Annotated in this window: 18 protein-coding genes and 1 tRNA gene; 15 read left to right on the top strand and 4 right to left on the bottom strand. The window is 50.8% G+C overall.

The genetic code is table 11. The annotated features are described in order from the left end of the window. The first annotated feature begins 16 nt into the window (after positions 1-16). Genes ACYVC2_RS10185 through ACYVC2_RS10175 form a run of 3 tightly spaced genes read left to right on the top strand, consistent with a single transcriptional unit; the run spans position 17 to position 4230 of the window. The gene (locus ACYVC2_RS10185) at positions 17-700 is read left to right on the top strand and encodes a response regulator transcription factor (protein WP_461102200.1); all 684 of its coding nucleotides are present in this window, start codon (positions 17-19) and stop codon (positions 698-700) included. Next, the gene (locus ACYVC2_RS10180) at positions 697-1971 is read left to right on the top strand and encodes a sensor histidine kinase (RefSeq protein ID WP_461102199.1); all 1275 of its coding nucleotides are present in this window, start codon (positions 697-699) and stop codon (positions 1969-1971) included. The genes ACYVC2_RS10185 and ACYVC2_RS10180 overlap by 4 nt, the downstream gene beginning before the upstream one ends. Positions 1972-2025: 54 nt before the next feature. Next, positions 2026-4230 (top strand): TonB-dependent receptor, encoded by a 2205-nt coding sequence (locus ACYVC2_RS10175; protein WP_461102198.1) that lies wholly within the window; start codon positions 2026-2028, stop codon positions 4228-4230. 272 nt (positions 4231-4502) lie between these two features. Here the strand turns inward: ACYVC2_RS10175 and ACYVC2_RS10170 are convergent, their stop codons facing one another. After that, a complete protein-coding gene (locus ACYVC2_RS10170) occupies positions 4503-4664 on the bottom strand; it encodes a lmo0937 family membrane protein (RefSeq protein WP_381501511.1) in 162 nt (53 codons plus the stop codon). 375 nt (positions 4665-5039) lie between these two features. On the opposite strand from ACYVC2_RS10170, the gene ACYVC2_RS10165 reads away from it, so the two are divergent. The 3 genes from ACYVC2_RS10165 to ACYVC2_RS10155 all read left to right on the top strand — a co-directional run bounded on the left by ACYVC2_RS10165 (position 5040) and on the right by ACYVC2_RS10155 (position 6410). Continuing rightward, a complete protein-coding gene (locus ACYVC2_RS10165; protein ID WP_461102197.1) occupies positions 5040-5405 on the top strand; it encodes a LytR/AlgR family response regulator transcription factor in 366 nt (121 codons plus the stop codon). Between the two features lie 120 nt (positions 5406-5525). Beyond that, on the top strand, positions 5526-5975 hold the full coding sequence (locus ACYVC2_RS10160) for a response regulator (protein ID WP_461102196.1): 450 nt from the start codon (positions 5526-5528) through the stop codon (positions 5973-5975). A 126-nt stretch (positions 5976-6101) separates the two neighbouring features. Further along, positions 6102-6410, top strand: a complete 309-nt coding sequence (locus ACYVC2_RS10155; protein ID WP_461102195.1) for a hypothetical protein — start codon at positions 6102-6104, stop codon at positions 6408-6410. A 63-nt stretch (positions 6411-6473) separates the two neighbouring features. Here the strand turns inward: ACYVC2_RS10155 and ACYVC2_RS10150 are convergent, their stop codons facing one another. The 3 genes from ACYVC2_RS10150 to ACYVC2_RS10140 all read right to left on the bottom strand — a co-directional run bounded on the left by ACYVC2_RS10150 (position 6474) and on the right by ACYVC2_RS10140 (position 9970). Next, on the bottom strand, positions 6474-7361 hold the full coding sequence (locus ACYVC2_RS10150; RefSeq protein ID WP_461102194.1) for a hypothetical protein: 888 nt from the start codon (positions 7359-7361) through the stop codon (positions 6474-6476). Positions 7362-8007: 646 nt separating this feature from the next. Further along, entirely contained in the window at positions 8008-9015 is a 1008-nt protein-coding gene (locus tag ACYVC2_RS10145) for a hypothetical protein (RefSeq protein WP_461102193.1), read from the bottom strand. A gap of 562 nt (positions 9016-9577) precedes the next feature. Then, entirely contained in the window at positions 9578-9970 is a 393-nt protein-coding gene (locus ACYVC2_RS10140; protein ID WP_461102192.1) for a helix-turn-helix domain-containing protein, read from the bottom strand. Positions 9971-10008: 38 nt separating this feature from the next. Between ACYVC2_RS10140 and ACYVC2_RS10135 the strand changes: the two genes are divergently transcribed. From ACYVC2_RS10135 to ACYVC2_RS10095, 9 genes are all read left to right on the top strand, one after another. After that, complete coding sequence (locus ACYVC2_RS10135) at positions 10009-10329, top strand: hypothetical protein (RefSeq protein ID WP_461102191.1); 321 nt, start codon at positions 10009-10011, stop codon at positions 10327-10329. 13 nt (positions 10330-10342) lie between these two features. After that, positions 10343-10870: a DUF2158 domain-containing protein gene (locus ACYVC2_RS10130; RefSeq protein ID WP_461102190.1), complete on the top strand. Its 528-nt coding sequence runs from the start codon at positions 10343-10345 to the stop codon at positions 10868-10870. Positions 10871-10903: 33 nt separating this feature from the next. Then, entirely contained in the window at positions 10904-11158 is a 255-nt protein-coding gene (locus tag ACYVC2_RS10125; RefSeq protein ID WP_461102189.1) for a hypothetical protein, read from the top strand. A gap of 13 nt (positions 11159-11171) precedes the next feature. After that, positions 11172-11669: a hypothetical protein gene (locus ACYVC2_RS10120; protein WP_461102188.1), complete on the top strand. Its 498-nt coding sequence runs from the start codon at positions 11172-11174 to the stop codon at positions 11667-11669. Beyond that, positions 11657-12043, top strand: a complete 387-nt coding sequence (locus ACYVC2_RS10115) for a hypothetical protein (RefSeq protein WP_461102187.1) — start codon at positions 11657-11659, stop codon at positions 12041-12043. Before ACYVC2_RS10120 ends, ACYVC2_RS10115 begins: the two co-directional genes overlap by 13 nt. Continuing rightward, positions 12040-12309: a hypothetical protein gene (locus ACYVC2_RS10110; RefSeq protein ID WP_461102186.1), complete on the top strand. Its 270-nt coding sequence runs from the start codon at positions 12040-12042 to the stop codon at positions 12307-12309. Before ACYVC2_RS10115 ends, ACYVC2_RS10110 begins: the two co-directional genes overlap by 4 nt. Before the next feature lie 3 nt (positions 12310-12312). After that, positions 12313-12651 carry a hypothetical protein gene (locus tag ACYVC2_RS10105; RefSeq protein WP_461102185.1) on the top strand — a complete coding sequence of 113 codons (339 nt, stop codon included), beginning with the start codon at positions 12313-12315 and terminating at the stop codon, positions 12649-12651. A gap of 192 nt (positions 12652-12843) precedes the next feature. Further along, a tRNA-OTHER gene (locus ACYVC2_RS10100) sits at positions 12844-12944 on the top strand. A 134-nt stretch (positions 12945-13078) separates the two neighbouring features. Further along, the gene (locus ACYVC2_RS10095) at positions 13079-13501 is read left to right on the top strand and encodes a hypothetical protein (RefSeq protein WP_461102184.1); all 423 of its coding nucleotides are present in this window, start codon (positions 13079-13081) and stop codon (positions 13499-13501) included. The last annotated feature ends 42 nt before the right edge of the window (positions 13502-13543 follow it).

Below are 13543 nucleotides of genomic sequence, written 5' to 3'. Positions count from 1 at the left end.
ACCTGCAACTTGCCCTATGAAGATCCTTTTGGTAGAAGATGAACTACCATTACAAAAATCGGTGCGGGAGTATCTGGAAAGTGAAGGATACACCGTCACTACGGCGGACACCTATGCGCAGGCAACCGAAAAAGCGCATGACTATGACTACGATTGCGTCGTTGTCGATCTGATGCTGCCGGGTGGGCACGGGTTCGATCTGGTCCGCATCCTGAAAAAGCGGCAATCCGTGGCTGGCATCATCGTCGTAACGGCCAAAGATACCCTGGCCGATAAAGTAGCAGGCCTCGAGATCGGGGCCGATGATTACCTGACCAAACCATTTCATTTGCCCGAGCTAAACGCCCGCATTCGGGCCGTGCTGCGTCGGCGGCTGTTTGGCGGCCAGGAGCAGCTGAAAGCCGGGGAGATCATGCTGTGGCCGAATCAGCAGCGGGTGAGCATCCACAATACCGATCTTAAACTGACGGGTAAAGAATACGAGTTACTCCTGTTTCTGGTGATCAACGCCGAGCGGGTGCTGTCTAAATCAGCCATTGCCGAACACGTGTGGGGCGACGCGATGGATGCGGCCGACTCGCACGAGTTCCTCTACACGCACATAAAAAACCTGCGCCGGAAATTGCTGGCGGCCGGTTGCCCCGACTACATCCAGACCCGCTACGGAACCGGTTACCTGTTCTCGACCCAAACGGTATGAGTTTGCTCGGTCAAACAGCGCGCTACCTGCTGCTGGTCGCCTGCGGCATTGCCCTGATCGGGTCGGTTGCCTTTTATGAACTCATCCACCAGAAAATTCAGTATGAAGTCGATGAAATTCTGCTGAATGAAGTGCAGAAAACCGGGCAACGGCTTCAGACACAGCCCATAGGTACGATCGTAGACTGGGACGACAATCCGCATATCGAGCGTATTGCCGGGCCTGTTCCGGCTCAATTCAGCGACATAGTGCTAAACGATTCGTTAACCGATAACCAGCCGGTTGCCGTACGCCAGTACCAGGCATCGGTAATGGCCAACGGCCGGTGGTACCTGGTCCGGTATCGGCAACCGTACCTGGAATTCAGCGAACTGACCCAGCATTTATCCATCGGTGTCATTATCGGCTTTTTACTGCTGATGGGCCTGTCGGTAGCGGTTGGTCTGGGCTTTGCCCGCCGGTTGTGGCACCCTTTCTATGCAACCCTCGACCAGCTCAGCAACGTTCAGCTCGACGGGCCCGTTGCTCCTTCCTTTCCCGACGATCGCATCCGCGAGTTCGCCTTACTCAACCGGTCGCTGGGGGAGTTGACGACCAAATTGCGGGCGCAGTTTACGGTCCAGAAGCAGTTTACCGAAAATGCCTCCCACGAGCTCCAGACCCCTTTAGCCATTGCCACTGCCGAGCTGGATTTATTGCTTCAGTCGCCCAGGCTGGGTCAGGAAGATCATTTGCATCTGCAGCGGGCTACCGATGCGCTGAATCGCTTAAGTCAGCTCAACCGGTCGCTGCTGCTGCTGATGCAGGTCGAAAACAACCAGTTTGCCATTGACGAACAACTCGACATCAGTACCCTGGTCAGGCAGTGCACCGATGAGTTTACGCCGTTCTTTGCGCACAAACGACTGGCCGTTACCCAGTCCATCACGCCGGCCGTCAGGCTTCGCATGAACCGGCAACTGGCGGGTGTTCTGCTGACGAATCTGCTGAAAAATACCGCCCGGCACACCCCCGTCGGTGGTAATGTAAACGTTTCTCTCACGCCCGATGCCCTGGTCATTGCCAACACGGGGCAGCCACTGCCTTTTGCGGCTGATGAGTTGTTCAACCGCTTTGTCAAAGACCCTACCCACTCCGATTCGCTCGGTTTGGGGCTTGCCCTCGTGAAACAGATCTGTGATCGATACGGTTTGCCGTTGCAGTATCGGTACGACTCCGCCCGGCAACTGCACACTTTTCAGGTCGGTCTTCGGCCCCTGCCTGGTCGTTAGTCTTCAGATTTCCTTAATTCCTCGTGCCGTATTTGCCCCCAAATACAGCATGTGATGAAAACATTTATTATTGGCCTGGTATCGATCTTGCTGGCCGCTTCAGCTTTCGGCCAGAGCAGGCGCATCGTTCGCGTCGAAGACAGCTTAACCCACGCTCCCGTTATCGGCGCTACCATCCGAACGCCATCGTCCGGCAAACCCATTCTCGGTGCCGTCACCGATGCCGACGGCGTCGCCACGATGCCCGTCCTGCCCGGCAGCGTTACGACCCTGACGGTCAGCGCAATCGGGTATGAAACCGAAACGTTTTCCATTACGACTGGCAGCGATACCCTTGTTTTTCGGCTTCATAGTCAGGATGAGTCGCTGGACGAGGTAACCGTCACGTCTACCCGCACAAATTCGCGTATCGACGATCTGCCCATCAAGGTGGAGGTGCTAGGACAGGAAGACATGGACGAAGAAAGCGCCGTCGTGCCGGGAAACGTCAGCAGTATCCTGGGCGATATTTCCATCATTCACGTACAGCGCACCTCGGCCGTCAACGGCAATCAGGCCATCCGAATGCAGGGACTCGATCCGAAATACACCCAGATTCTGCGCGACGGATTGCCGCTCTACGAAGGTTTTTCGGGAAACCTCGGGGTGTTGCAGATCCCTCCGCTGGACCTGAAGCAGATCGAAGTCGTAAAAGGCTCTGTGTCGACGCTCTACGGGGGCGGAGCGATTGGCGGCATGATCAACATCGTCTCGAAAACGCCCACGTCCGACACGCCCGAATTCACAGCCTTGCTCAATCACTCGAATCTGAAAGAAACCAACCTGAATGCGTACTATTCGCAGCGGTACGGCAAAACCGGGCTGACGCTCTTTAGTGGCTATACCGACCAGCAGGCTGTCGACGTGACCGGCGACGGCTTTACCGACAGTCCACAGATCCGGCAGTTCAATTTTCACCCCCGCTTTTTCTGGAATCCATCGGCAGCTACCAAATTTGACGTCGGCTATGCCCTGACGACCGAACACCGCGAAGGCGGTTACCTGCCGGCTCTGGAAGGCAATGCCGTGCCCAATGGCTACCGGAACCTGACAGACCTGCAGCGCCATACCGTCGATTTCAACACCAGCCACCAGACCTCGACGTCAAATACGTTGACGATCAAAGGCGCGTTGAGTACGTTTCACCGGCAGAATACCGACTACCAGAAGCTATCCGATGGACGACAATCGTCGGTTTATCTGGAAGCTAACGACCTGGTTCGGTTCGGAAAACACCAGCTGATCGGCGGGGCGAACCTGACGATCGACGCTTTCCGCAAGAATCCTGACAGTACCCGCCTGGTCGATTACACCTATTCGACGGTCGGCGCGTTTGTTCAGGACGACTGGCAAGTGGGCGGGAACGTGGCGTTTCAGGCCGGGCTGCGTTTCGACCATCATAACACCTTCGGTAACTTTTTCCTACCCCGGCTATCGGTAAAAATTAAACCGTCGGATCCGTGGACGGTACGTCTGAGCGTGGGTACGGGCTATAAAACCCCTAATCTGTTTGTCAACCAAACGCCGGGAGCCCTGAACGTAAGTTTGATTTTTCCGCGCCTGCTGCCCATCGATGTGGCCACGGTGAAAGCGGAGCGGTCGGTGGGTGCGAACGTGGACATCGCCTATTCGAAGAACTTCGAGAGCGGCTTTTCGGTGCAGGTCGATCAGGCCTTTTATTATACCTACGTTCATTCGCCGGTCGTATCGGCCTTCGCCAGCCTGTCGAGCAATCTGGGCGCGTATACGCAACTGATCAACGCCCCCTACAACCTGTTCAGCCTGGGCACGGACACCTACGTGCGGCTCGAATACAAAGCCTACGAACTCTATTTTGGCTATAACCACACCCTCGCCCGACGCGACGGTCCCACCGACCAGACCTACCTGCCGCTGGCTCCGCAGGACAAATTCTCGACTACGCTGGCCTGGGAGAATGACCATTTTCGGTTTGGCATCGAAAGTAGCTATGTGGGTACGCAATATCTTTATGACAACCAGAAAGTGGCCAATTACTGGTTCTTCGCCGGGGCGGCCGAATACCATTACAACGATCACTGGCGGCTGGTACTGAACGGCGAGAATCTGTTCAATATCCGGCAGGCCAACTACGAAACCGTCGTGCTTGGCGCCAATCGTGTCGTACAGCCCACGTTTCGTCCGGTCTGGGCTCCGCTCGAAGGCCGAATCGTGAACGTGGCGGTAAAGTTCACCTTGTGAGCGATAACGGTTCTAGTTTTACAATCAGGAGCTGATGTATTATTTCGATGCAGATCAACGGCAGGTTAGCGGATGAGGTGTTCACTCATTTCGGCCCCTGGCCAGTTTCCGCATTTTATTGATTACCCACTACAAGCATCTCTAAAGGCTGAAAGCCATTGCCTGCTCATACCGCGTTGTGAACGCGTTGCCTGGAGTCAGCGCCCTTCGCGGGCGAATAAAAAAAGCCAGTTTAACGACTGGCTTTTTTTTATGACTTGTGTATATCCTGGCTATACGCTTCGCCCCTGAATCAGGCGTAGAATAATCATGATGACAGCGATGACCAGTAAAACGTGAATGATGCCGCCCAGGCCAAAACTGTTGAAGCCCAGGAAACCCAGCAGCCAGATGATGATCAGCACCACGGCTATTGTATACAGAAGATTACCCATGATTGTGTTAGTTTAATTAGGTTCTGTTACGAAGAACCCTTTATATATCAATATGTTTGGACCGGTTGATCAATTTTACTGACCAGCCCGGTTTTCTTTACTTCCGTTTGGCATCCCCGAAAAATCGGACGAGATCAGTTACATGAACGATCGGTCAACTCGCTTCAGAATTGCTTCAGAATTATGAAATACATTTAAAGCCCGAAAATTCATGGGTATAAACTCGTACACTTCGTTTCATATTACCCCTGATTAATTAACATCAGAAGACTCAAAGTTGTCGAGTATCATTATCCGTACCAGGTGAGAGGTTGCTTTTTTTCGCTTTAAACAACCACTTAGCTATTTATGCCAGGTCGAAGACCAGGGTGCTCTATGATAACTCAACGAAAAGAAAACAGCGAATTTCGCATACCCGGCTATCGACAGATGCCGCATCCGCAACGGTTGATCGTTCGCCTGGAAGGCAACGGCAATTATACGGTCGTTCATTTTGGCGATAGCCAGAAACCCGTGCTGGTCAGCCAGACACTGAAGTATTTCGAGTCGCGTCTGCCGACGTTCATCCGCGTCAGTAAATCGACTCTGATCAATCCGGAAAAAATAACCCAGATAACCCGGCTGAACGCTAAAACGCTGTACATTCAACTATCCGATCGGGTTATTATCCTCGTATCCCGTCGTCGTGTTGCGGCCGTAACCATCCGGCTGGTGGCCCACGGTTCGCTCATTACCGACTAATTTTTCTCCTCCTCAACCCAGCAGATTCGGCCGGGGGCTACACGGTTTGTACCTTTTCTTTACTTAACTTAACATACTCCGGCGGGTGTCATGCCCGCTGCGGATTTAGGCAATTTACTCATGGATGATGACAAGCGGAACCGACAGAAACGCTCTTTTCCTCTACTCGTGGTGGAAACGAATGAAGATCATCAGCTAGTTATCCAATACAGTTTACTGCACAGCATGCCCCAGGCCGAAGCGGTTTATACCTCGACTGCCGAAGAAACCCTGCGCTATCTGCGCATTGCCAGCATCACCCGGCTCAATTTCCCGCGTGTCGTACTTCTGGACCTTTTCATGCCGGCCCCGGAAACAGGCTTTCAACTACTGGCGGAAATCCGGCAAACCTACCCCCGGCTGCCCATCATCGTATTGAGCGGGTCGCAGGAAGAAGACCTGATCCGACAGGCGTATGAACTGGGAGCCAGTTCGTACCTGAGCAAACCCACGAGTCTGGACGCCTGGGAACGCTGCTTCCTGGTCTTCAATCTGTACTGGTCCGGCACAGTCACCCTACCCCCGAAGTAGGAAAAGCGGCCAACAGGCATATCATGACATCGAAGACAATGTTCCGAGCGAATTAGCGATCGAAAAGCGGACGCCTTCCAACCGATCGGAGCCAATTGCGGTCCTGACAGAAACGAACGTTCCGGAATGAGACAGGCACTGACATTGGGCTGGTTACTACTGCTATTAGGCTGCAACGGCCCGGGTATCGAAGCGGGCGAAGTAGCGGCCACGCTAACGGGCGAAGTGATCATCGATAACTGGTCGAAGTACTGTAGCAGCGGGGGGCAGCAGATTTCGATCGACAACCATGGGTATCTGATCAGCCATCCCATACCCGACGCCTTCACCCACTCCTACCCCCTATCGGTCTGGGTCCGCTACGAACCCGCCCCACCTGACACCTGTGCCCCCGCGGTGGATCGGGTTAGGATTTTGACAATACGAAAGCAGTAAAAGCCAACGGATCAGCCTACCGAATTGCCTGGTTCTCGTAAACGCGGTAGTTCAATGCACCGGCTATAATTTTTCGTAGGTGATGCAAACGTGGCGTTTAGTACCTGTGGGTAATTGAAAATCTTTACTGTGCAACGTGAGTTTTACTTTTCCTTTTTTCCAGGTATACTCTTTGGCCAGCTCCTCCCCTTTTATAGCATTGTTGTACCGGGTCTGTATCGTTTCCGGAATTTTATACTTCAAAGCCACTTTTTTGAACCGATCATCGTAGTAGCCTGACGACGATATTTCAGAAATAGCCTTGAGGCCGTGCTTATCGAACTCGTAGAACGTACCGTCCAGATTTGAACTGGTGGCTATAGCGCTCAGGGTCGGCGTAAAGTCCGTCCATCCACTTATGTTGGTAGCTACCAGCCGCCCCATTTCATTCTTTTTGACTTCCTCCCGGCTCATTCCAAAATTTACCCGAAACAGATCGAACGTATAGTTCGTATGAGCTATGGTCAATACCGTTTGCCGGGTGACCGATTTCTTGCTGTTTAAAAACGTAACGGACGCCGTCAGGGTCACGGGGGTAGGCGCTTTCGACGGGTTGAAATAGAGCGTACTCGTGCCCAGCCACTTTTGCATAGTGGCATACCACCCTTTTTCTACTTTCACCACCGGTGAGATATGGGGCGTAGACCAGGTAAACCGTACACTGTCCCCCTCATCGTACAGCGCATGAATGGGCCAGGCGAGCACCGTAAGGGTTGAGCCAGTATCTAAGGACGTGTAGAAAGTACCGGTGTTAAAAGTTCTGGAAGACTCCCAAAGCGATACGTTGTCGTCAGCCAGTTGAATACCCCCGATCGACGTAGGCGGATTAGGGTCGACATTGCCCTGGCTGGGCCTTTTGCCGCAACTGAACAAAGTTATGGAGAGAAAAACCGCCAATAACAACTTTTCCACAGCAAATCACAATTTTGTTACCCATAACCTAATTTATTTAACAAAATAAGTGAATTTTGCGGATAGCGCCCTCTTATCACTGATGATTTTCAACGTTTACGGCATTGTGGTTCTACTCTATCGTCCAAAATAGTAATAGTCTATTAGAATACGTTGTGGGGATAGCGTCAGGCAACTAAAGAACCATCTCCGACCGAATATATTTAGGATTAGGAATGGATGATTTGTTATACTAACAGACGTAATTACATACAATCGATGTATCTAATTTAAGAGCGCGTTTGGGATTGAGAAAGGGTAAGGGTCGTGATTACCTCATATAGACCAAGCGTTGACTGGATGAGACATCGATTTTGACAAACTTCACATCTAGAATTGGTCCGAGGTTTTGGGCCATTAGTCAAGCGGTGGTTTGTTGAACATAGTATCCGTATAGCAATTTCTTTCGACGCATTGTCAAGAATTATAAGTACACGGTATCTTCTGAGGTGAGTTGGCCCTATTTAGCCATCATTCAAATCATGCTACAGGGCCTTTTACTGCTTGAACAAAGATAATTCCCCGACACACTCTTATATTATTTGCCACAAAGATTCTTGGCAAAAAACATTAAATAAAACTGCTTAAAGCAACTCCATTATTTTCGCTATAACGGCAAGGCTTTTATGTATTCTAAGAAAGGTGAGTTTTCCTTAATATATGTTTCTGAAAGGAATGCACAAGGTAAAGAGAGTGAATAGTTTAACAGATCTTTATAGAGACATGTTAAATACTCAATTAGAATAAACGGTATACTAATCTTATATCCATTATGAACAACATTGCTACGAAGCCTAAATATTTTACCTACATGGAACTGAGACTCTGTTTTATCAACGGGTATATTATATGCTTGTGCAAGTGCATTTCTTAGTGGTTTGAGGCTTGTTTGCCCTTCCAAAATAAGCGCTTCAACAGCAATCCACAAACTTATTAATTTATTGACATTCGATCCCTCGATGCAGCCGAGAAACCAGGTTAGTGAAAGTTCTATTCTATTAAACAGGCTGAGGTTTATTGTTTCTAATTTTTTCAGAGTATGATATGTCTCACCTACAGACCATAATGTTTTTGAATCTATTTTAGGAATTAAATTGGTAACGCTTATAGTAAATGCTAGTGTATGGCTATAGGATTGGTCTTTATAAGTTAGCTCAAGAGGTTCAGAGAGCACTACTTTTTCAATCGAGTACATTCCTAGCTCAGCTAAGAATATTGCTGGTATTGGCGTTACATCAAATTTTTCCCAATTCTGCTCATTAGCTTTCTCTAGCCTGTGCATCAATAGAAGATAGTACCCCTCCTCTGATTGATGATTTATATTTGCTTCTTGCAATGAGCTATCAGCAGAAAGAGTAATTCCTTGATCATATTTTGATTTAAATTGGTAGTCTAACGAGCCGTATATAATTGTCATATTGATATCGCCGATGCCATACATGGCATAACCAATATTTTCTATTTGCTGAAAGTCTTTTAACCCTTGTTCTAAGGCGTATTTAAATTTTATCTTACATATAGAAACACCAACATAAATTCTGTGCTTAAGCCAGTCTTGTGGCAAGAATTGATAGTATTGAACTTTGTGTTCTTTAATATTGAAAGTAATATACATTGTATGATAAAGCAAGGACAGTTAAGCAGTGAATTATTTAATATATAATCCTTGAACGTACTGTAAACACTCTTTTACTATTTGAAATAACATTTTCCCAGCTTGTATATTGATCAAACAACAAAAGCGGGAAACGCTATGAGCATTTCCCGCTTTTGTGTGTAAAAATGTGTTCAAATCTCGTAATCATTTGATTTACAGACTTGATTGTGGAGACGGAGGGATTTGAACCGCCTACCACTGGGGCCGAAAAACCGCGTTCAAAGGCGTTAAATGGCCTTTTTTGAGTGACAAGCACTTGTCACTTTGTCACTTCTTTAGGCTTATTCTTTGTCACTCATTTGGGTTATACTGATAGTCAATAGGTTAATACCGGGTAGATTAACAAAAAGACTATTCTTACTTCTTATACACATAGACAGGGTTACTTATTCTTACCTGGTTCCCAGTTTGAACCCGTCAGCTTGCCACCCTTCACTCCGAGATTTTCGGCTAATGTACTTTGGCTTACACCTTTACTCTTTTTATGTTCTTGTAATCTTTCGGAGAAAGAGCTCACATTCTATTCCTCTTTATTTCTCTCCTGCGTCAGTTGCTTATTGGCCAAGCGCAACGTTTCAACGTATTCTTCGATTGGGACAGTTATATATCCTGGCTTTGGTTCTTCAACTGCCGGAGGCTTAGTATTTTCTCCGTCAACGAGATATCCAACAGTCGTTCCAAGCACTTCAGCGATTTTTCGTATATCGCTTAGGGTTGGCTCGTTCTTACCTAGCTCCCAGTTCGAAATCGTTTGTTTCCCGCTTCTCACGCCCAGTTTTTCGGCCAGATCTTCCTGGCTTAGCCCCTTTGCTTTACGTAATTCTTTAAGCGTTTGTCCAAACGGATTACTAATCATAAAATTATTATTACAAAAAACGCTTGACAATGGTAAAATTATTACTACATTTGTCATGTAATGATTTGACATGTTAGTTTATTGTATGTAAAAATATGTCGACCAAGTCCCAAAAACAAGCGCCCCCACCGGCTATAGGTCCCCCTATCGGACTACAGGTTTTTTCGAAAGATTACTGGCACGGGCGGTTCAAACAAGCCTTCACCGAATGGGAAGATTTAGCCGAACTGGCCGATACGCTTGGTGAGCACGATCCGGAATACGCCCGGGCGGCTGGCACTCTATTTCTACAACGAATTCAGGCTGGCCGGGCCAAGGCGGAGGTGATCAGTAAGGCGGTCCTCCTGATGGAGCAGCTCCGGCCACCCAAAGCCAGGAAGTCACTGCTATCCCGTCAGAAGATCAACGTCGATTAATCCTCATCCCATTATGGCAGCCCATTCGTTTTCGCCCGGCGCGATCGTTCAGCTTAACTCCGGTGGCCCCCAAATGACCGTGCTGGCCTGCTTTAGCCGAGATGATGTCCCCTGGACGTGTTGTAGCTGGTTCGTTGGTCAACTCGAGCACACAGCGGGCTTTCCAGCGGCTATGCTTCGGCCCCTTAGACCTTTTTTAGATTCAGCGGTCACCCCACTTCGAGCAAACGGTCAGGATTCGGGTCAAATGGAAAAAGCGGCTTATCCTACTGATTTAGCTGAATCCAAGTCGGTCGATGTGCCGTTTCATGGGCCCAATTTTTCCGAGACTCTGTATACGCTGGAGCGCCAGCTCGAGCAGATCTGCGTCAGCAAGCTGCTGGGCCTGTGTTATCTGGACGACGACCGGCGGCTCATTCAACTGATCGACGATGATCCGGCCCTGCGGGAAGCCATCGAGGACTACTACTCGGGCCGCATCCACCAAATGCAGCGGTGGGTAGCTACCGACGAAACGAGCCAGCCAGCAGCTCTTCACTAGCCATTCTTTTTTACTTCTGTATCAATAGTTTCTATGAACAACGCACAACCAACCAAACGGCCCATCGACAAACTAGTCGAGCAGCTCCAGGAGCAGGGCGAAGTCCAGCTCACAGACGAAGGTACCTCCCACGGTACCCAGCGTAAATACCAGATCGAGCTGGTCGGCAAGTTTCAGCGACTAAACTGTCTGTTCGGCCAGAAAGACCTCGAGGTCATTGATTTGGTGACCAAACGATCGGGGAGCGTATGCCGCACGAGCATCAGCGTAAAAACAGCCATCAGCTAAACTCTGACCGACGATGCTCACGCTGCTCACCCGCCTGTTGCCCCCGCCCGCTATGGTTACCAACCCGCAGCGGCTTAAGAACCTGTTTCGCCAGGTGGTTATCACCTTGGAGAATCACCGCGGCCCGCTCTTGGAGATCCACTGGCTGCTCAAAAAGGAGATCTGTATGACGGCTCAGCCCCAGGCCGCGGCCCGCTACCCCTTTACGCCCTACGAGCTGATGGTGCTGCAACTGATGTTGCCCGGGGGCGATCCTCAAGCCGAGATGACCGGCGAGCAGATCGTTTTGAATCACCGTCAGTATATGCTGCTCCAGCGCTATCTGGGTCACCACCTGCTCAAGATGTCGACGCCGATTCCACTGGAGAGTGACCTGCTGGATGCGGACCGCATTTGCCCGCTGTACTACGGCTACCCTACCGAGTGGATCCAGCGAAGTTTTGTGAGCCTGGTCGCCGCGCTGGATAATCGGACTAACCTTCTAACCTGGCCGGATCTATGCAAACTATAAGCGATTTCCTGACTCTCAACGCGCCCTACGGCTACACGGCCCTGGTGGCGATCCTGCTGGGCTTCGCCGGGGTGATGATCATCGATCAGCTCTGGCCGGATCCTAAACTGCTCTCAACCTGTCCCAGACCGATGAGCCAAACCGAGCAAGTGCAGCACATTCTGGCCACAGGCCAGCTCGACGAGTCGACCGAAACGCCGGTGCTGGAAGCGGCCCAGGCCACCCTTTGCATACTGATCCGAGATTTCTCCGGACCAGGCTGGGGACCGGTGGGTCTATCCGCTCACGCCCGCTACGTGGCCATCGCCGATCGGGTGCAGCTTATCTTAAACAGCCGCCGGGGATCGGACGGCATAACGCCCATAACTGTATGATGCCCATCGAGAGTCAAGCCGAATTTGATCGGCAAATCGAGCGGGAGAAGGACACCAATGCGTTTCCTCAGGACATTGGCGAAGGCATGCCCCAATTTGGACTAACCAAGCGGGAATATTTTGCCGCCAAAGCGCTGCAAGGGCTGTTAACACAGTCCGGGGCCTTGCAAGGCAACACGGTATGGGTGACGGCGTTAGCTGTGACGTACGCCGATACGCTTATCCGCCAACTTAATCGGGTCAATCCGATCGCCGACTCCGGATAAGCCATGCCTATCGATCACAGGCGCTACCCGCCCTACTGGAAGCAGCTCAGCACCTACGTGCGCTTCGAGCGGGCGGGTGGTCGCTGCGAAAACTGCGGGGCTACGCACGGCGAGCCGCACCCCGTGACGGGAAAGAAAGTCAAGCTCCAGTGCGCGCATTTAAACCGCACGCCGGAGCGAACCAAAGAGTCGGAGCTGATGGCCCTTTGCGCTCGTTGCCATTTCGCTTATGACCGAGCCGACAACCAGGCAAAACGCCTGTACGGTCGGAATTATAAACAGCAGCAGTTGGATGTCTTTGGACAAAACAGCCCATCTCCAGTGGAAACGGGCTGTGGGTAATCGATATCAATAGTGACTATGCGTCACGTGGCTGCAAGATACAACAAAAATTAGGAAGGGCTCTTGAGCTCATAACGATATCCGCTGCTTACCAACATTCGCAGCGGGTTGGCTGGGACTGGTTCTCATTGGCCCAGCTAATGGTGTGGATAGAAGCGGAGCTTGCGGACCGGATTCGGTCCGCAAGCCTACCATGGGGTAGTTCAGAGGTAGAACACTGGCCGATGCCGGACTTACGGGAGCGGTAAGTCAGGACTAGACGGAAGTGGGTGGTTCGAATCCATCTCCCATGACAACTGGGCAGGGTGCCCGGCTCCGGCAAGCCACCGGATAATCAACGGGCTGCCAATGGTTGAATTGAAGAGGATAAGCCGGGTAAAGCCGGGGGCACTGCTCCCGGCCTTCTTCCCCAAACACGCATTAACGTATGAGTCAATTAGATGAGCTCCCCGTTTATGATTACCAGCAGGAGCCCCACTGGATCGCTAAAGGCTGGATCGCCCAAAAGGCGTACTATGTAAGTCATCCGGATCTGGGAAGTATCGAGCAGAGCGCCTACTGGCCCTACTGTGAGCAGGTGATTTACTCCCACGTGTACAAACAAAATGGCAACGTGGCCGACCGGCGGCAGCGGCTGCTAATTACCATCGGATTCATCACCTCCAGCGCTATTCAGCACGGTCGTTTCAGCGTATGGTCGGAGTATAGCTTTAAAAACACTCGACTGGTCTTAACCAGTATTAACCTTAAAATTCTGGTGGATGGCCGTAGCCAGATAACCTACCATATGTACCTACCCCTTACCCCCGATGAAATAGAAAGTTACCGCCCGGCCGACGTCCAGCCTTAACCCTGCAGCAAGGCCCACCAGAGCCCGCCCGGATCGTGCCCG

The organism is Spirosoma koreense, assembly GCF_054777875.1.
The sequence above is the reverse complement of the archived record's forward strand: the minus strand, read 5'-3'. Positions and strand labels throughout refer to the sequence as shown.